The sequence below is a fragment of the Hymenobacter sp. GOD-10R genome (genome assembly GCF_035609205.1).
GTDB lineage: Bacteria > Bacteroidota > Bacteroidia > Cytophagales > Hymenobacteraceae > Hymenobacter.
The window spans coordinates 1910627-1930105 of the sequence record NZ_CP141184.1 but is presented as its reverse complement, the minus strand read 5'-3'; the positions used below and the strand labels follow the sequence as shown (position 1 = coordinate 1930105).

The window sequence follows — 19479 nt, the reverse complement described above, 5'->3', positions numbered from 1 at the left end:
GGAGCTAGCTATTTGCTAGCATCTCCAACCATTACAAGTAGACGAAAGCCAACGAACATCCCTGTGCTAGGTAGGTCGGCTCTTGTAGAAGCATAGCTGCAAAGTCAATGTGCGTGTAGCGCGAAATCTGTAGGCTGCCTTGTTCATGATGGACATCCACTATGGAGTTCGCGCTGCTTTCTTAGTATTGCACAGGTGCAGTATTAGTATTGTTATAGGCAAACTTTATAGTACAATTTAGAAGTCAAAAAGTTTCATTATTCATATTTAATTTGATTTTAATCCTATTTAGTGTTCCTGATATTACCTTTGCATCAGGAAAAGCTAGCAATGTCCTTTAAGCTACTAGTACCCAAAAGCTGGTTAATTTTCTTCTTCTCGCTGTCCTTGTTTTTTTCTACAGTTCAGCTTATCCCAGCATCTTTTGTAGCGTATAGGGCGTGGCATGCGCCGCACGCTACCCCGTAGTTATCACCTTTTTACATGGCTTCTAAAAACCTTCACTTACCACCGCCTACTCCCTGGCAGCGCCTCACGCGCATGCTCGATACCGAACGTCGTTCCATCCGCTACATCATTTACTACGCCATTCTCACGGGTCTCATCAGCCTCACGCTGCCGCTCGGTACGCAGGCCGTGTTCAACTTGGTGTCGACGGGGGCTGTGTTTGCTTCCACCTACATTCTAATCGGGGTGGTAGTGCTAGGTGTGCTACTCGGTGGGTTCCTGCTTATTGGGCAGTTAACGCTGGTAGAAGCCATTGAACAGCGGCTGTATGCCAAAGCTGCTGCCGAATTTGCCTACCGCTTGCCGCGCATTCAGCCTAGTGCCCTCGATGGCGAGAACCCACCCGAACTGGTCAATCGCTTCTTCGACATCCTGACGGTGCAAAAGAGCCTCACTAAGCTTCTGATTGACTTGATGTTTGCCGGTATTCAGATCTTGTTCGGCGTAATTGTGCTGTCGTTCTACCACCCCATTTTTATTGGGTTTGGTTTGTTCACGTTGATCATGTTGGTGTTCATCTACTGGGTGAACTACCGCCGCGCCTTGCGCACGAGCCTGGAAGAATCGTCGTACAAGTACAAAACCGTCGATTGGCTGGAGCAAGTGGCGGGTGCCTTACCCAAATACCGCGACAACCCCGAAGAACAACGCCGCGCCATTCAGCGCACCGACGAGCTCACTGCTGACTACCTACACGCCCGCAACGACCACTTCCGGGTGCTAAAGCAATACTTTGGCTGGTCGATAGCATTGCGCACGGTACTCACGGGAGGTTTGCTTATTGCCGGTACCCTGTTCGTGGTGTCGCGCCAAATGACCCTAGGTCAATTTGTGGCGGCGGAGGTACTTATCGTGCAGATTAGCAGCGCGATTGAAAAGCTGGTTACTGGCGTCAGCACCATATTTGACATCCTGACCGGCGTGGAAAAACTCGCCGTAGTGACGGATTTACCCCTCGACGAAAAAAAGACATCAGAAGCCCATGCTTAATCTATCAAATCAACATGTAGACGAAGCTGTTTGGGATGAAGAGCTTAGCCGTTCCCAGAAAGAACTCCTCGACCCCAAAGGTGGCCGCCGCATTGGCCGTGTCCTGACGGTGGTAGGCGTCGTGTTCCTGATCATCCTGTTTTTGCCCTGGCGCCAAACCATTGAAGGCACCGGCAGCCTGACCACCCTGAGCCCCCAAGACCGCCCACAAACCGTGCAGAACGCCATTGCGGGTCGTATTGAGCATTGGAACGTGCGCGAAGGCCAATTGGTGAGAAAAGGCGACACCCTGCTGACCATCTCCGAAATCAAGGACGAGTACTTTGATCCCAACCTACCGCTCCGTCTGCGCGAGCAGCTAGCTGCCAAACGCGGCACCGTCTCGGCTTATGCGGCCAAGATCAATGCCACCGATCAGCAAGTAGCAGCCTTGCGCGCTACCCTCAACGTGCAGCTCTCCGCCGCTCGCAACCGCGTAACGCAGGCCCGCAACACCGTCTCGATTGACAGCGCCGACTTAGTGGCCGTCAACAACTCCTTTCAGATTGCGCAGGCGCGGCTTGCCCGCTATGAAGCTGGCTATAAGAATGGCTTGTTTTCGCTGACTGACATTGAAACGCGGCGCCTGAAGTTGCAGGAAGACCTAGCCAAGGTGACGGCCCAGCGCAACAAGCTCCTGAACTCCCGACAGTCGTTGGCCAACGCGGCCATTGAGCTAGCTAACCTACGCGCCAAGTACGAGCAAGACCTCGCCAAAACCCTCTCCGACCGCAGCTCGGCCGTGTCGAGCCTATCGAGCTCGGAAGGTGAAGTGGCGTCGCTGCGCAACAAGATCAGCAACGTGGAGGTGCGCCGCGGCCTGTACGTGGTGCGGGCCCCGCAAGCTGGCTACGTAGTACGCACCCTCAAAGCCGGTATCGGCGAGACGATCAAAGAAGGCGAATCCATTGCCACCTTGCAACCCGACGCCCCGGTGCTGGCGGCTGAACTGTACGTGCGCGCCATGGATGTACCACTCATTCAGCGCGGGCGCACGGTGCGCTTGCAGTTCGATGGCTGGCCGGCGGTGCAGTTTTCGGGCTGGCCCTCGGTAGCCGTGGGCACCTTCGGCGGCACCGTCACGGTCATTGATGTGGTCAGCAGCACGAATGGCAAGTACCGCCTGCTGGTGCGCCCCAGGCTCGACCAAAAAAATGAGGACGGTGCGTGGCCTGCGCAGCTACGCCTAGGTTCGGGCGTGTACGGCTGGGTGATTCTGGATTCTGTGCCGGTGTGGTACGAAATCTGGCGTCAACTCAACGGCTTCCCTCCTAGCCTGCAAGCTGCTCCTGAAGAAGCTCCTGTAAAAGACAAAGCAGACAAAAAACAGTCATGAAGAAGCCCTTACTTCCTGGGCGTTTCTTGCGGCAGTGGCTGCTCTTACTCAGTCCTGTTGTGCTAGTTTTTAGCGCCTATTCGCAGCAAAAGGCGCTGCCAATAAGCCCACCCGGCACGGGAGCCCCGGCGCCGCTGGAATCGCACCAGTTGGCTGCCGATCGGTCGCCCACCGACACAGCGCGCGTGTTCTCCCTGCAAGACCTTGCAGATCTGGTATTTTCTAATCACCCCGTGGTGAAACAGGCAGCCCTGCTCAGCGCCGATGCCCAAGCGCAGGTGCAGCAAGCCCGCGGCGGCTTCGACCCCAAGCTAGGTTCGGGTTTCGACCGGAAGCTGTTTGGTAGCACCGACTACTATAACTTGTGGGCTAACGAGTTGAAGGTACCACTATGGCCGGGCGGCATCGATCTGAAGGCTGGCTACGACCGCATGGTGGGCACCTACGTGAACCCCGAACACCGCACGCCGCTCAACGGCTTGGCAGCGGTCGGCATATCAGTGCCCTTGGGTCAGGGTCTGCTAATTGACGCTCGCCGCAGCACCTTGCGCCAAGCCCGCATCATGGTGACGGCCGCTGAGGCCGACAAGGTAAAGCAGATCAACGAAGTGTGGCTGCAAGCGGTGAAGGACTATTGGAACTGGTACTATGCTTATCAACAGGCCTTGCTCATTCAGGAAGGCGTGGAGCTAGCCGATACCCGGTTTCAGGCAACCAGCCGCAAGGCGCTGCTCGGCGACCAGGCGCCCATCGATTCGGTCGAGGCGCGCATCACGGTGCAAGACCGGCAAGTGCAGGCCGAACAGCTGGGCGTAGATCTGCAAAACGCCCGCTTGGTGCTGTCGAATAACTTATGGAACAAGGAGGCTCAGCCGGTGGAGTTACCCGCCTACGCCGTGCCCCAGGCTCCGCGCCTCACGGCTGTCGACTCGACGCAGTTTGGGCAGCTGCGCGACCTAGCTTCCAACCGCCATCCCACCTTGATCAAGCTCGACGCCAAGATTCGGCAGCTCGGCATTGAAGAGCGTTATCAGCGTGAGATGCTCAAGCCGGTCGTTAACGTGAGCGGTAGCCTGCTCAGCCGCGGCGACTTCTACCGCCCCGAGGTGCCGGCCTACTACGATATTGGCTGGAACAACTACAAGCTAGGAGTCGACTTTGCGTTTCCCCTGTTTCTGCGCAAGGAGCGCGGGAAACTCCAGCAAACGCGCCTGAAGGTACAGGACGCAACCCTGGAACAACAGCAGAGTCGCCGCACCATCCTGAACCAGGTTAGCGCCGTGTACAACACGCTCAAAGCCTACGAGCGCCAACTTACCTTGCAAGCCCAAACCATTGCCAACCAACGCACCCTGCTGCAAGCCGAGCTGCAAAAGTTTGAGTTAGGAGAAAGCACCATCTTCTTGGTAAATAGCCGCGAAACCAAGCTCATCGACCTCCGACTCAAGCAGGAAAGCATGCGCGCCAGCTACGAAAAGACGCTAGCAGAACTGTATTACTACGCTGGCACTCGCACCCTAGGTGCCGAGCCAGCTACTGAATAGATCAGCCATTTTTCCTGCAAGATGCCTAAAAGGGGGCCACACGCTACGGCGTGCGCGCCCCCTTTTTGTGCCTAGAAAACGCCAACGGCTTCTATCTGTTTATTCCTCGTATTTAATCAGCAGCGACAGCATGATTTCTGGATGCAGCGACTTCCCAATTGCGGTCGTTTGGTGCTGAATTTCTAGAATTCGAGCCTGCGGAGTGTCTAGGTGAAACTGCGTAATCATCTCCCCCCAGCTTTGGGCAAGACTTTCCGGAAAACAGCGCTGCACGCGAAAGGCGAACTTAATCATGGCGTGATGTTACGCCCTTTTGCTACGATCTGCAAGCGCGATTTGCCCATGGCGGCAACCTTCTACGCAGCTAATATGAAGGTGCTAAACTGTGCAAGAATGTGGCAGCAAAAGGAAGAGCCAGCGCAGCGCCGAAAACGACAAAGCCCCACCTAGGTACCTAGGTAGGGCTCTTTTATATACTGCCTCTGCTAGGTAGCAACACCGAAAGCGTCAGGGTTGCTCCGCCTATTATTCAAGAGTTCTATTGAAGCAACCTTGATGCTTTCGGTAATAATATTCAACCTAGCTGCGCGGCTAGTGGCTTACTTATTTGTGCTTGTGGAATTGCACTGACTAGTGTCACTCAACTGAACTGCTTAGTGACAATTTAATCACAGCTATTATTGTGACAACTCAACAGAAATAGCTGTCGAGCTTATAGAATAATATTCATATAATATAAAGCATCCTATCTGTCGTTTCAGCTAACTAACAATTGGATAATTGTTCTTTTATTGCATACTATTCTATATTTAGTATAAAAATATAATAGATAAGTTAAGTTTATATACATTTAGCAACTGGTAGTTCATAGCAGAGCTTACCTTGTTTTCCACCTATTTTCACCCAAACGCACGCGCACTATGGAGAGTAAACAAGTACCTCATTTGCTCCGTCAGCTAGCCGCTGCCGGATTACTCTTATTTTCCTTTCAAAGTTGTACAAAACAGGAAGAGCTCAAGCCTAGCTCCAATGCGACGACCAGTGCCAGTACGCAAGGCACTAATGCACTAACAAACTACTGCAAACAGGTCTGCCTAGTAGCCGGACAGCACACGTACGTGGGCGCGGTAAACGTGGCAATGGACGGCAACGACGTACTCGTAACCTACAACCTGACCTCTTCCAACGTCTTCCTACAAGAGATTCATGTAGAAGCATTTACTAGTCTGGATGATCTTCGCAACGCCAAGAAGCTAAACAATGGCGGGGCCATTCCTGGAAAATTCACCTACAAGCAGTCGTTCAGCGGGGCTTCGCGCACCACAACCGCCACCATCCGTCTGAAGGCGAGCGAACTACCGCAATCGACAGGCGAAGGCCAGTGCTTCTTCATTGCTACCCACGCGGCACTCTCCAACGGCGAAACGGCCTGGGGTGGCATATGCGACGAGGGCCCCAAAGGAGTGAAGCTCGACGATACCAAGCAGTTTCCGGGCAATAACTGGGGTGCTTACTTCGAGTTCTGCAAAAAGGAATGCAGCGAGACCATCGACTTCACCTACGCCTGGGAAGACCTGAAGGCTAGCAACGACCGTGACTACAACGACTTGGTAGTACAGTCGAAAGTCACGAAATCTTTCACGGAAATGAAGATTAACTTCCTGGCCACGGCTCGCGGTGCTGCTTACGACCACAGCTTCAAGTTCCGCATTCCAATGGCAGGCATCAACGCTGTCTTCGGTTCCGACCCGAACTTCCCGGTGACAGACGATGGCACCTACTACTACGTCACGGTATTTGGCAGCACCAAGAAAGTGTTGCCCGAGAAGAACGGCATTTACGCAAATACGCAAGCTGGCGCGGCGTGCACGCCATTCGCCACTGCCTCAGTGACACTCACGCTCAAGCCAGGTTTCGTCTACAACAAGGCAAAGCCGTATGAGCCTTTCATTCGGGTGTGGCCTTCCAAAACGGTTGGTACAGGCGAGTTCTATGACCTCTACATCTACGAGGTATCAGGCCCTGGCAGTACCAATACATATGAATACAACGGCGAGCTTTACCCGAACGGCATCCTTATTCCTCTGGATTGGAGATGGCCACTGGAGCAAACCTCCATCACCCTACCTTATCCTAGATTCACGAGCATTTCCGCAGGTTTCACGCCCGACTGGTACACGCCACTGGCCGATCCTTCTAAAACGTTCAACAAAGCTGCTTGCCAATAAATAGCTAGTCAGCTAGCTCAATAGGCACGCTGTCTGATAGAAAAGCCCTCCGCAACTCGTATTGCGGAGGGCTTTTTGTTAGGTACCAGTTACGCACCAGCGTAGGTTATTTTCGACTGCGTGCAGGATGAGGTGAGCAGTAGCTGCCTCCTGCATCCGGTTAAGTACTTTGTTTAATTTGCCTCTCGTTTAGAGAAACGTACGGCCTTTTTATTACTCACCGCTTTTGCATGGATGCTAGCCCGCTTGAGCCCTTGGGCGAAGGGGAATCTTCCTTCCCTCTTCCCGAGCACAATGTAGTTCCACCCGATGCGCCGGCAACTGCTGGTACGCGGCGCCGCGAACGGATCAGCGGGGCTATGCTGAACAAGGCAGCCCAGTTGCTGCCCCTGGTAAAGCTCGTGGAGACCATTCAGCCGCACGTCGCTAGCGAGTCGGTATTCCGGACGCGGCGCAAGAAGATCCAGGCGCATTTTGCCGAAGTGTACGAAGAGCTCAAGCAGGAGCGCCCCAAACGCCAGGCATTAACGCACGCTTTCCACGCCCTAGGAGAGCTGGTGCGGGAAGAAACCCGGGACATCAGCCACGACGAACTGAAGCAAGCCGCCAAGGAAGTGGTGCTGGCCACGCTCAAGAATGCCCCGGCCCTCATCAACGCTGCGCACCAAGCTCGCCTGCTTTCCTGATCCCCTGTCCTACAACGACAACAGCCCCGCGTGGGGGCTGCCTAAGGAGTTGTTGCCTAGCTTTGTGGCACCTGGGTAAGCCAGAGGCTAGCGCGCCAACAAATTCAGTAAGTGCTTGCTATGGAGCTCTTGGGCCAGGGACTGGCTGTGAGCACTCTGGTTTTCCAGCAAATCGGCGTACACCAGGAACGGATGCACGCACCGCTGCACATTCGGGGCAAAAAGCGGGGACGCACTGACGGGAAAAAACGTGTTCAGCAACTCCACGTTGCCGTGCTTGTGGGGCACCAACCCTAGGTAGTGCGCTAGCTTGAGCCGGGGCATGCGGCTATACAACGTGAAGCAGTTCGGCACTTCCGGTTTGTTGAGCAACTGGTGCGCGGCCGCTTCGCCACTCCACAGGCAGTCGGCGGGCAACGACAGACGATGCCAGTTAGCCTGCGCAACGGAGTCACGCCACCGGTAGCGGTGCACGTTCAGGCGGTTGCGTAGGGTTTTACCGTAGTGCTCCAGCCAGTAAGCAGCTAGGTCGCGGAGCTTGTTCGGAGCCAGGGAGGCATCATCGAGCCATAAGCCCTGGGCCGTGAGTCCGCGAAGCGCCCGCGCAACGGCTACTGGTGTGATGCCGGTAGCGGCCGCCAGCTCCAACACCGAATAGGTGGCAATGGAGGGTTCGACAATTAGCTGAAACAACAGCCGCATATGATCGGCTGGCAAGTTGGCAGAGGCCACGCGCGGATCTTCTTTGGGGCGGCTACACCCTTGAATTACCACCATCAGCTCGGTGGCTGGGTGCTTCACCCAGGCGTTGCCCACGGCGTCGGCGTAGCACAGGCCCCGCGCCCGCAGCTGTTTGCCAAGCTCATTGGATACGTAATCGTAGATAACGAGCAGCGGCCCCTCGGCCGAGGAGCGCCAGCTAGGCAACGCTAATCCATCAGCAGTACCCACGCTAGGTACGGTGGCTAAAAACCGGATGACGGACCCTATCTCCCAAACCTGGGTGTCTGATCCCGGCGAGCCAGCGGCGGCTGGTGAGGCCGTGATGTTCGTTGCCAGAATAGCCTGCAAGCGCTTGCGCACCTGCTCGAACAGCGCAGTAGGATTGAAGAAGCTAGAGGCAGACAACGGTATGGAGCGTAAGGTTGTGCCGGACCAGTGGCATAGCCAGCAGCTACAGCTAAACTGGATAGAAATAGAAAACCGGGGCTACAGTGCAGCCCCGGCTTCTAAAGGCGTTATTTCTGATAGATTAATAGTCAGTATTCTGCGGATCGAAGTTCGTCCAGCCAGCTAGCCAGTTGTCGGCCGACAAGCCCGAGCCGGAGAAGGCTCCGATGTAGCTTACTTTGGTGAAGAAGGCGTCTGAGGTCTTGCTATCGGTGAAGTTAGCAGCGACTACGGGCGTCGTTGGCGCGCTAGTGCCGGTGTACACAATCGGCGAAGTCGACAAGGGCGAGAAGCTAGGCGACGTCAGGTTGAACGGGTTAGCGAGGCGTACTTCGTCGGAAGTCGTGTAGCGCTTGTTCGTGTTCGAGCCAAACCATGTCAGCGGTCCGATGGCCGTGGTCCAGGTGTTAGCAGCCGTTGAATCGCTCATCACGTTGTTCACCGTCAAGCTGCCAGCGCCGCCGCTAGGTCCTACGTAGATGATGGCCCGCTGCCCACCTTTGGAGTTAGATCCGGCAAGGTTGCCCGCCACGATGTTATTCTTGAAGCGCAAGTCGCCACGCGCCGCATTAGCTGCGGTCAGGCCGTTGTCGACCAGCAAGCTCGTAGGGAAGCCCATGATGACGGAGTTCATGATGCTCAACGACGAGTTACGACGAATATGAGCGCCGGCCGTGTACTGCGGGCTGTAGGCACCCGCTGTTGGGTTCAGGATAGGACCTACTACCGTCGTGTTCGAGAACACGCCCGACGTGATAGGCGTTCTAGTCGAAGCATTGGCGTCGTTATCCGACTCGAAGGCTTTCGAACCCGACTGGTCCGCTTGCAAGGGGTCGCGCAGCGCTACGGCAAACTGCACTTTACCCGAGAAACCGTTATCTGTATCAAAATCGTCGTCGAACGTGCGGTGTGCTACCAGGTACTTGGCATTCACGGTGCCGCCGAACCATTCGATGGCGTCGTCGCCGCTATACGAGACCTGCACGTGGTCGATGGTGGTACCGCTACCTACGCCGTCGAGCGTGAGACCGTTAAGTTCGTTGTTGGGCGTGAGGGCAACTCCAGCAAATTCGATGCGCACGAACTGGAACGTACCCGAGTTGTCAGCGGCATTGCTTCCGCCGTACTTGGTCGTGATACCACCTTCTGCCGTTGGCAAGTTGGTGCCGTCGATTGAGTTAACAGGGGCATTGCCAGCAATAACGACCCCGCCCCAGTCACCGTAGTTGCGCGAGCCTTTCGCTTGGTTGGAGGTGAACACAATCGGTTTTGCAACCGTGCCCATCGCCATGATCTTCGCGCCGGGCTCAATGATCAGCGTGCCCTTGGTGTCTTTATCACCTTTGATAACCGTGCCTGCTTCGATGGTGAGGGTAGCACCCGAGCGTACATACACGAAACCTTTCATCAGGTAGCGGTTGGCTGCCGACCAAGTTGTATTCGTGGTGATGTCCCCTTGTACCGTCGTGGTAGGTAGCTGGCTTATCGGCGTCGTAGGCTCATTTGTACCGGTGCCTACTACGTTAGGAGCGGGCGTAATGGCATCCTTCTGACACGCACCTAGCATCAACGAAGCAACGAGGGCCAGGGAAAGGGTATTCTTTTTCATACAAAAGTGAGTGAAATAGGCGAGAGTTAGAGGAGCTACCCTAGGTTATGGAACCGGGATGCTAGGCGTGCGAGGCTCGATGTTGAAGCGCAAGCCCACTGTGTAGTAAGTGCCGCGACGATAGCCTTGTAGGGAAGGGTCGCTTGATTTGTACTTGCCGTCGCGGTTGTAGTCTTGCACCAGGTTTACTTTCTGGTTCAGCAAGTCTTGGATGCCGGCGTTGATTGACACGCGGCTCGATACCGTTTTGGTCAGCGATAGGTCAACCGTGTGACGGGGCAGCTCTACTACGTCGGGATAGTCGTTGCTACCAGCAAACACGATGCGCGGACCGAACACGTTGTAGAGGGCCGTCACCTGCCAGCTGTTGTCAGGCGTCTGGAAGTACAGGCCGCCGTTGTACACGTAGGGCGACTGGCCTTGCAGGGCGCGGTTGCCGTTCCACGAAACGAAGTTGTTACCTAGCTTCACTTCGCTCTTGATTAAGGAGCCGTTGAACACCACCGATAGGTTTTTGAAGGCGCTCGTGCCAAACGCGTCATCCAAGAAGTTCAGGCTCTTTTTCACGTCTACCTCTACCCCGTAGGCCGTCGCGCTGGGAGCGTTCAGGAAGGTGTAAGCTAGGTTGGTGGTCAGCACCACCGAGTTTTCAATTGGGTTCTTGAAGTTCTTGTAGAACGCTCCCACGTGGATCAGCTCACCCGTGGTTGGGTAAAACTCGTAGCGCAGGTCGTAGTTGTCGATGGTAGCAACCTTCAGCGGCGTCGTCGGGTTGAGATACAGCGAGCCGAAGTTCAGAACGTTGAAATCGAAGTCGTAGTAGTAGAACGGCGCGGATTCGCGGAATTCGGGGCGGTTGAGGCTGCGGCCGTACGAGGCACGTACTAGGCTCCGCTCGGTGAAGTTGTAGCTGAAGTTCGCCGAGGGCAGTACGAAGTTGGTGGGTACATCCTGGTTCACTGGCTGACCATTGACAGCCGTGTTGATCTTTTGCACGTTGCGCTCGTAGCGAACCCCGGTGAGCAGTTTCAGCTTGCTAGTAACCGGAATGTTAAAGCTCAAGTACCCAGCTTCCAGTTCATTGGAAGCGCCGTAGCGGTAGGTGGAGTTCACATCTTCGTCGAGACGGAAACCGTTTTTGGCAATGTTGCCGGGGGCAAAGATGTTGCCCACGTCTTCGTTGAGCAGGCCCCGGTCGCTGCCCGCGTTGAAGGAGTAACCGAAGGCCCGTGCGTTGAAGTGGCGGCGACGATACTCTAGGTACGTGCCCGCACCGATTTCTATATCCCGCTCGGCCACGTTCACCTTATGCTTCAGGTTGGCATTAATGGTGAAGATGTGCTCGTCGAGCTTCTGGTACAGGCGGCCCGCGTTGTTCACGTCGACGCCACCGGCAGCAGGGGTTAGCACGGTTTGCGTTTCAGGCGTTCCGTCGGTGCTAGCGGGGGTTACTTGGTAAGAAACACGACGCAAATCGGGCTCATTACGGCTTGAGTAACCATAGCCACCTACCCAATCGAAGTGCGTCTTTTCTTTATTAAAGCTGTGCGTACCCGCCAACTGACCACTATAAGTGGAGCGACCCTGGTAGCCCATCAGGTAGCTACGACGGTTTAGTGTTCCATCGTTGTCAAGACCCTGGCGCGTTACCTGTTGGTTGCGCGACTGCTGGTTGAACAAGTTGCGGAACTCCAACCGGTCACCATTATCCAGCACGTAGCTGAAGTTCTGGATAGCACCTAGGCGAATGTTCTGGGTCGACTGGTCGTCCTTGAATTGGTCAGTACGAGCGCCGCTTACATCGTACAGGTTGCGGTCGATGTTGAAGCGAGTGAACGTGTTGGTGTAGTTCAGAGAAGAAACGCTACCAATCTCCCGACCCTTAATCTTGATCTGGTCCATGTACGACAGGTTGAAGCGCATGTCGGGCATGGCCTTCATCCGGTACATTCCGAAGGTATTTTCCAGCTGCTTGGCATAGAAATCACGCTCGTACTGCTGATAAGCGGTCGTCAGCGGTGGCATGCCGCGCGGGAATTCGCGCTTGCGGGCGCCGAAGCCGAAAGCGTCACCAGCTTGCGATTTGTCGGTATAGAAGTCGTTGCCGGTGGTGCCGTCGCGGAAACCCGTTACATAGTTGATATTCAGCACGCGCTCATTGAACACGGGCTTACGCAGATATACTTTTACCAGGCCGCCAGCGAAGTCGCCGGGCAGCTCGGGCGAGGGATCTTTAAACACCAGCACCCGGTCGATCAGGGAGCTAGGTACGATATCGAAAGAGAACGACTTGCGGTCGGTTTCCGAGCTAGGAGCCGTCACGTCGTTCAGCCACACGTTGTTATACCGGTCGCTAAGGCCGCGCACCTGAATGAAGCGGTTGTCGACGATGGTTACGCCCGGAATGCGGCGTACGACTTCGGCGGCGTCACGGTCTTGGGTTTTTACAATCTGCTCCGACGACACCCCGCTCACGACCACGTTGGCCTGCCGGATTTCGTTGATCACCGATACTTCCGTGTTGGTGCGGCGCACGCCAGTCACTACAACGTCGTTGAGCTGCTTGCTGTCCGATTGCAGCGTCGAATTCAGCACGGTGGTTTCGTTGGCTTTTACCACCACATCCGGTATCGTGCGATTTTTGTACGATACGGAGGAGATAATAACCGTGTACTTGCCCGCGGGTATTTGCTTGATGGTGAAGTTACCGTCCGCATCGGTTTGTTCGCCGAGCGTGGTGCCTTCTAGCCGAACCGTGCCGCCCACGACTGTTTCTGAGGTTTTGGCGTCTTTAATAAGGCCTTTGATGCTGCCAGTGCCCTGGGCTACTGCTGCCACGACGGAACCGCAGCTCAGCAGAAAAACGTAAAGAATCTTGGTAGGTGTGTTCTGCATAGTGGGGGCAAAACTAGAGCCCCTGGATTACCTCAATGTGCCGCGTTCTTTATCTAATTGTTACTTCGCGTTACCAAGCACCAAATTCAATTATCTATAGATCAATAGGTTATAAAGTAACAGGCATTACCGAATTGTTACCCACGCATCAATTGATAACAAGAGCCTTAGTTTGACGCAACAGCACCTAGGTAGGCCTTACTTGAAACTTACTTAAAATCAAGGTTTTGACCCTATTCTACTTGCGGTACAAGAAGCCCTATACAAGGGGCAACTACTCGATAAGCATAAGAGAGCTAGCATGCTTAGTACCTAGCACGCTAGCTCTCTACTATACTTCTTATAAGAATTCATTTGTATAACGGAGTTAGCTAATTTCCTTATAGGAATACACTTTAGTATAACGCACTGTACCTTTTGCATGACAAAAATAGGCGAGTACCATTACTTATATATTACGCAATTGTTATTAAAATCATTTAGGTGATTTTAGCAGTGAATGACAAAAAATAGAGGTTAATAAACAGCAACATGCACCGCTATTTTTTTACATGCACCGGCATGAAAGCATGCTATATATAATAAGAGATACTAAAATCAATCGCACCTCTTATTATATATAAAGTAGATAGCCAGTAACACAATAAAATTAACTCATCAATATCTTACTCGAATATTATACAAGAGCTAGGTTTGGGTCTACTGCGCTTGCCGGATTTTTTCACCGCGCGAACTATCAGACAAAGCAATGAAGTAGTAGGTATAGAAGATCAGCGTGTCATATAATTAAGGAGCAAGATCAAACCCACGACTATGAATGCGCCTTTGCATAAAACATGGTAAGCAGAGTACTCTTTTCAATTTCGAGTACTCGGCCATATGAGCTTATTTGTTACCTGTATATTACCAAAGCAATAATTAATTAGGGAATTAAGATTACTAATTTGTAAAGTCTATTTTATATTGAATAAACCATAGGCGGTGCTTTTATCTTTGCGCCACCAAGAGACCAGTAGCGTCCGCCCAATCCCATTGTCTCTTATTTCAGCAAATCAATAGCGTTTGCTGCCCCACCCAATTCAGAAAAGTAGTAGCTCGCCGTAGGTATTTATGGCCGAGCAGAAGCACTGTGTGCTTACCCTATTCTCTTGCTTTTTGTCAAATAACCTAGCAGATGCATGGAAACATTTACTTGCGCTTTTAACTGGAAGCGAAGTTTGCTGACATCAGTAGCCTTATGCTACAGCGTCGCCGCATTTTCGCAACAAGTCCAAGCCATCAGCGGCCGCGTTGCCGATAAGGCGGGGGGAGGCTTGCCGGGCGTCACGGTGCTGGCCAAAGGCTCGACGGCGGGCACCATTACTGACGGGGAAGGCAAGTACACCCTGCAAGCGCCCCCCGATGCTACCACTTTGGTGATTTCCTACCTAGGCTACAAGCCGCAGGAGGTGGCCATTAGCAAGCGTACGGCCATCAACGTGACGCTGGAGCAAGACACTAAGGCCCTGGACGAAGTCGTGGTGGTCGGTTACGGCACTCAGAAGAAGGTGAACCTGACCGGCGCCGTCGACCAAGTGACCTCGCAGGTACTGGAAAACCGCTCGATACCCAACCTGACGCAGGGCTTGCAGGGCGTGTTGCCCAACTTGAACCTGATACCCGGCGACGGTAAACCTACTCAGTCGCCCGCTTATAACATTCGGGGAGCCACGTCGATTGGGCAGGGCGGCAACGCGCTGGTGCTGATTGATGGCGTGGAAGGTGACCCGAGCCGCATCAACCCTAACGACGTGGCCTCGGTGTCGGTGCTGAAAGATGCCTCGGCGGCAGCTATCTATGGAGCGCGGGGCGCGTTTGGCGTGGTGTTGATTACGACCAAAACGCCGTCGAAGGAGAAAACCAGCGTGACGTACTCCTTCAACCAATCCATCAAGAGCCCAACCACGGTGCCGGACTTCGTGACGGACGGGTACCAGTTCGCCCGCATGTTCAACGAGGGCTGGTCGGCGTGGAACGACTACTCGCAGACGCCCCAGAACATCAACAAAACGGTGAAGTTCTCGCCCGAGTACCTCGCCGAGCTAAAGCGCCGCTCCGAAGACCCTAGCCTGCCGAAAGTCGACGTGAATGCCGCCGGCGAATACGTGTACTACGGCAACACCGACTGGTACAAAGAGCTGTATAAGAAGCGCACAAGCTCAACCGAGCACAACCTGTCACTGTCGGGCAGCAGTGGCAAAGCTAGCTTCTACGTAACGGGGCGCTACTTCGGGCAAGACGGCCTGTTCCGCTACAACTCCGACGACTACCGCATGTACAACTTCCGGGCGAAGGGGTCGATTGACCTGTTCCCGTGGTTGCGCATCGACAACAATACCGACTACTCCAGCATGCGCTACCACAACCCGCTGAACGTGGGCGAGGGCGGCGGTATCTGGCGCAACATCGCCGACGAAGGCCACACCGTGGCGCCCATGTTTAACCCCGACGGCACGCTCACCTACTCGGCGGCTTACACCGTGGGCGACATGTGGTACGGCAAAAACGGCATCGACCTGGATGAGCGCGTGACGCGCAATACATCGGCGTTCCTGGCGCACTTCTTCGACAACAAATTCCGCATCAACGGCAACTTCACGTTCCGCAACACCGACAACGACCGCACCCAAACGCGCGTGCCAGTGCCCTACAGCCGCAAGCCCGGCGTGATTGAGTACGTGGGCACCAACACCAACGACTTTCTGCGCGGCTTCGGGCAGACGCGCTACCTAGCCGCCAACCTCTACGGCGAGTACGAAAACCACTTCCAGGAGGCGCACTACTTCAAGGCCATGGTCGGCTACAACTATGAGCAATCGACCTTCCGCGGCCTCCAGACCCAACGCAACGGCCTCATTTACCCCGATGCACAGGACCTGAACCTAGCCCTAGGTCAGTCGATTTCGACGGCTGGTGGCTGGGAGCGGTGGAACATCTTGGGCGGATTTTACCGCCTGAACTACTCCTTCAAAGACCGCTACTTGGTGGAAGCTAGCGGCCGCTACGATGGTTCGTCGAAATTTCCTTCGAATCAGCGCTTTGCTTATTTTCCTTCGTTCTCGGCGGGCTGGCGTATTTCGAACGAATCGTTCTGGAAGGTGTCGCCTAACCTGATTTCGGAACTGAAGCTGCGCGGTTCGTACGGGGCGCTGGGCAACGGTAACATCAACTCCTACGCCTTCCAGGAGCAGTTCGGTATTTCGCAGTCGGGACGGGTGCTGAACGGCGTGCGCCCGCAGCTCACGAGCCAGCCGGGCGTTATACCGGACGGGCTGACTTGGGAGAAGTCGACGACGCAGGACCTAGGTCTGGACCTGAGCATGCTGAATAACCGCCTGACGCTGAACGCCGACGGCTACATTCGCAACACCACCGACATGTTCACGGTGGGTATGACGCTGCCAGCGGTATTCGGTACGGCCGTGCCCAAAGGCAACTACGCCGACCTGAAAACCAAAGGGTGGGAAGTGGCCCTGAACTGGCGCGACAACCTGAATCTAGGTGCCAAGCCGCTGAACTACGGCCTGCGCCTCACGATGGCCGACTACACAGCCCGCATCACGAAGTACAACAACCCCGAGAAGCGCCTCAACGACCCCAACAGCAACCCCGCCAACCTGAGCTACTACGAAGGCCAGAAGCTAGGCGAAATCTGGGGCTACACGACGGATGGCTTCTTCACCTCGCAGGATCAGATTACGACCTCTGCTTCGCAGGCCCTGTTCCGCGCCTCTACTAGCGGCAAGCTGTTGCCCGGCGACATCAAGTTTAAGGATGTGAATGGCGACGGTGTGATTAACCCCGGCGACAACACCGTGGCGAACCCCGGCGACCGACGCGTGATTGGCAACGCCCTACCGCGTTACACCTACGGTGCCATGGCCGATGCTAGCTGGAACAACTTCTTCGTGTCGGTTTTCTTCCAAGGCGTGGGGCACCAAGATTGGTATCCTGGTTCTGAAGCGGGCACCTTTTGGGGACAGTATAACCGCCCCTACAACAAGATTCCGACATCGCAGCTCGGCAACATCTGGTCGGAGGATAACCCGAATGCCTACTTCCCGCGCTACCGCGGCTACGTGGCCCAAAACGGTGCCGGCGAGCTCACCCAGATTCAAACGAAGTACCTACAAAACGTAGCGTACATCCGCCTTAAGAACCTGCAAATCGGCTATAACCTGCCCGTGGCATTTATCAGCCGCATCAAGATGAACGCGGCGCGGGTGTATCTATCGGGCGAGAACCTGTGGTCTTGGTCGCCCTTCTACAAGATCACCAAAGACATCGACGTGGAGAGCATCGGCCGTTCCGACGCTGTGCTGAGCCCGCCGGATGCTACTGCCTCGAACCCCAACAGCAACAGCAGCGGCAACGCCAACAATTACCCCATCCTGAAGAGCGTCACGCTCGGGTTGTCGGTGACTTTCTAACGCAGACCTCCCCCCCGCCCCTCTCCAAAAGAGAGGGGCGGGGGGGAGGTCACCAACTTAACCTTGACTTACAATATCATGAAGCGACACCTAGGTTGGCTCGTTTTACTAAGTATGGCCTTTGCTAGCTGCGAAAAGCTAGATCAGGAACCGCAGGCCACCGTGACGAACGAGGCCGTATTCAGCAGCGAAACGGGCTTGCAGCTCTACGCCAACTCCTTCTACGACGTGCTGCCCACGGCCAACGACATCCACCGCGGCGACGCCATGGCCGACTACGCGGCGCGCACCCAAGTCCCCGATTTCCTCACGCCCGGCGCCTTCAGTGCCCGCCAGAGCACCGGTTGGGATTGGACGAAGCTGCGCAACATCAACTACTTCATTGCCAACTGCAACAACCCCGCTATTGCGCCCGCCGTGCGCAACAACTACCTAGGCATTGCGCGGTTTTTCCGGGCTTGGTTTTACTTCGATAAGGTGCAGCGCTTCGGGGATGTGCCGTGGATCAGCAAGCCGATGGCCGTGAACGACCAAGCGCTCTACAACGGCCGCGACCCGCGCACGCTGGTAATGGACTCGGTGCTGGCCGACCTGAACTTTGCCTGCGCCAACATCACCACGGCCGCCGACAACAGCCGCAGCCTCATCACCAAGCAAACGGCCTACGCATTCAAGTCGCGGGTGTGCTTGTTTGAGGGCACGTTTCGGAAGTACCAGACCGGCTACAACCTAGGTAGCAGCGCCAACACCTGGCTGAACGAAGCCGCTTCGGCCGCCAACACGGTGATGACCACCGGCGGCTTCAGCCTGAACACGGCCGGTGGCCCCACCGCCTCGTACCGTCAGCTGTTCACGAGTCAGGCGCCTGTGGCTTCCGAAATCATCCTAGCTGCCGTATCGGACCCCGCCCTGAGCATCTACAACGACGCCAACTGGTGGTGGACCAGCGCCACGTACGGCTCGCGCGTTAGCCTGATTCGTACGTTCGTGAACACCTACTTGAACGAGGATGGCACGCCCTTCACCAGCAAGCCAGGCTACCAAACCATGACCTTTGCCCAGGAGGTAAAAGGCCGCGACAAGCGCCTGCAACAGACCATTCGGATGGGCGACTACAAGCGCCTCAATGGTGGCACACGGGAGGCGGCCCCGCCCGTTTTCTCCTACACTTACACCGGCTACCAGCCCATCAAGTGGACGCTCGACGACACCTATTATGATGGAGGCAGCCGCAACATCAACTCCATTTCGACCCTCCGCTACGCCGAGGTGCTGCTCAACTACGCCGAGGCCAAAGCCGAGCTAGGTACCCTCACCGACGCCGATTGGGCCAAAACCGTAGGCGCTCTGCGGCAACGTGCTGGCATCACCGGAGGCTTCGCTACCAAGCCCACGGTGGTAGATTCTTACTTACAAACCAAGTACTTCCCCAACATCTCCGACCCTACGCTGCTAGAAGTGCGCCGCGAGCGGGGCATCGAGCTAGCTTTCGAAGGCCTTCGCTTCTACGACATCGTGCGCTGGCGCCGCGGCGAGCTGATGGAAATGCCGTGGAATGGCTTCTACGTGCCTGCTCTTAACCAGCCGCTTGATCTGAACGAAGATGGCGTTCAGAATGTGGCCTTCTATACCACGCTGCCCGCCACCCGCCCTGCCGGCGTGACTTACGTGAACGTGGCGCCCACCATCAGCAGCGGCACCAACCCACAGCAGCTCAGCAACGGCACCTCCGGCGAACTCACTTGGCTGAATAACGTGCCACGGCGTTGGGAGGAGAAGTACTACCTCTACCCCATCCCGGAAGCCGACCGGTTGATCAACCCGAAGCTAGGTCAGAACCCCGGCTGGTAATAATATATGTAGCGCGGACTTTGTAGTCCGCGCTTATCACTCCCGGACGCGGACTAAAAAGTCCGCGCTCCACCTGCCCCAACTGAAAAACCGCTTTACTTTACAGGCAAGCAACATGTCTTGAAGCGCTCCTTTTCCCGCCTGCCTAAACACTC

11 protein-coding genes are annotated in these 19479 nt (G+C 55.3%); 7 read left to right on the top strand and 4 right to left on the bottom strand.

The features are described 5' to 3' along the window. Nucleotides 1-483: 483 nt before the first annotated feature. From SD425_RS07880 to SD425_RS07870, 3 genes are read left to right on the top strand one after another with little or no spacing between them, the layout of a single operon-like run. Entirely contained in the window at nucleotides 484-1497 is a 1014-nt protein-coding gene (locus SD425_RS07880) for an ABC transporter transmembrane domain-containing protein (protein ID WP_324677179.1), read from the top strand. Next, on the top strand, nucleotides 1490-2872 hold the full coding sequence (locus tag SD425_RS07875; RefSeq protein ID WP_324677177.1) for an HlyD family secretion protein: 1383 nt from the start codon (nucleotides 1490-1492) through the stop codon (nucleotides 2870-2872). Before SD425_RS07880 ends, SD425_RS07875 begins: the two co-directional genes overlap by 8 nt. Beyond that, a complete protein-coding gene (locus SD425_RS07870) occupies nucleotides 2869-4416 on the top strand; it encodes a TolC family protein (RefSeq protein WP_324677175.1) in 1548 nt (515 codons plus the stop codon). The genes SD425_RS07875 and SD425_RS07870 overlap by 4 nt, the downstream gene beginning before the upstream one ends. Before the next feature lie 99 nt (nucleotides 4417-4515). Here the strand turns inward: SD425_RS07870 and SD425_RS07865 are convergent, their stop codons facing one another. Beyond that, nucleotides 4516-4710, bottom strand: coding sequence for a hypothetical protein (locus SD425_RS07865; protein ID WP_324677173.1), 195 nt, complete (start codon nucleotides 4708-4710; stop codon nucleotides 4516-4518). A 626-nt stretch (nucleotides 4711-5336) separates the two neighbouring features. Here SD425_RS07865 and SD425_RS07860 point away from each other — a divergent pair. Both SD425_RS07860 and SD425_RS07855 read left to right on the top strand, forming a co-directional pair. Then, complete coding sequence (locus SD425_RS07860; RefSeq protein WP_324677171.1) at nucleotides 5337-6644, top strand: LruC domain-containing protein; 1308 nt, start codon at nucleotides 5337-5339, stop codon at nucleotides 6642-6644. A gap of 230 nt (nucleotides 6645-6874) precedes the next feature. Then, nucleotides 6875-7330 carry a hypothetical protein gene (locus tag SD425_RS07855; RefSeq protein WP_324677168.1) on the top strand — a complete coding sequence of 152 codons (456 nt, stop codon included), beginning with the start codon at nucleotides 6875-6877 and terminating at the stop codon, nucleotides 7328-7330. A gap of 87 nt (nucleotides 7331-7417) precedes the next feature. Here SD425_RS07855 and SD425_RS07850 read toward each other — a convergent pair whose 3' ends face one another. The 3 genes from SD425_RS07850 to SD425_RS07840 form a co-directional block, all read right to left on the bottom strand. Further along, complete coding sequence (locus SD425_RS07850; RefSeq protein ID WP_324677166.1) at nucleotides 7418-8458, bottom strand: type IV toxin-antitoxin system AbiEi family antitoxin; 1041 nt, start codon at nucleotides 8456-8458, stop codon at nucleotides 7418-7420. 124 nt (nucleotides 8459-8582) lie between these two features. Beyond that, nucleotides 8583-10109 (bottom strand): T9SS C-terminal target domain-containing protein, encoded by a 1527-nt coding sequence (locus tag SD425_RS07845; protein WP_324677164.1) that lies wholly within the window; start codon nucleotides 10107-10109, stop codon nucleotides 8583-8585. Nucleotides 10110-10154: 45 nt separating this feature from the next. Then, nucleotides 10155-13004, bottom strand: coding sequence for a TonB-dependent receptor (locus SD425_RS07840; RefSeq protein ID WP_324677162.1), 2850 nt, complete (start codon nucleotides 13002-13004; stop codon nucleotides 10155-10157). Nucleotides 13005-14182: 1178 nt separating this feature from the next. Here SD425_RS07840 and SD425_RS07835 point away from each other — a divergent pair. Together SD425_RS07835 and SD425_RS07830 are read left to right on the top strand one after the other, a co-directional pair. Next, the gene (locus tag SD425_RS07835) at nucleotides 14183-17473 is read left to right on the top strand and encodes a TonB-dependent receptor (protein WP_324677160.1); all 3291 of its coding nucleotides are present in this window, start codon (nucleotides 14183-14185) and stop codon (nucleotides 17471-17473) included. A 78-nt stretch (nucleotides 17474-17551) separates the two neighbouring features. Further along, a complete protein-coding gene (locus SD425_RS07830) occupies nucleotides 17552-19324 on the top strand; it encodes a RagB/SusD family nutrient uptake outer membrane protein (RefSeq protein WP_324677158.1) in 1773 nt (590 codons plus the stop codon). The last annotated feature ends 155 nt before the right edge of the window (nucleotides 19325-19479 follow it).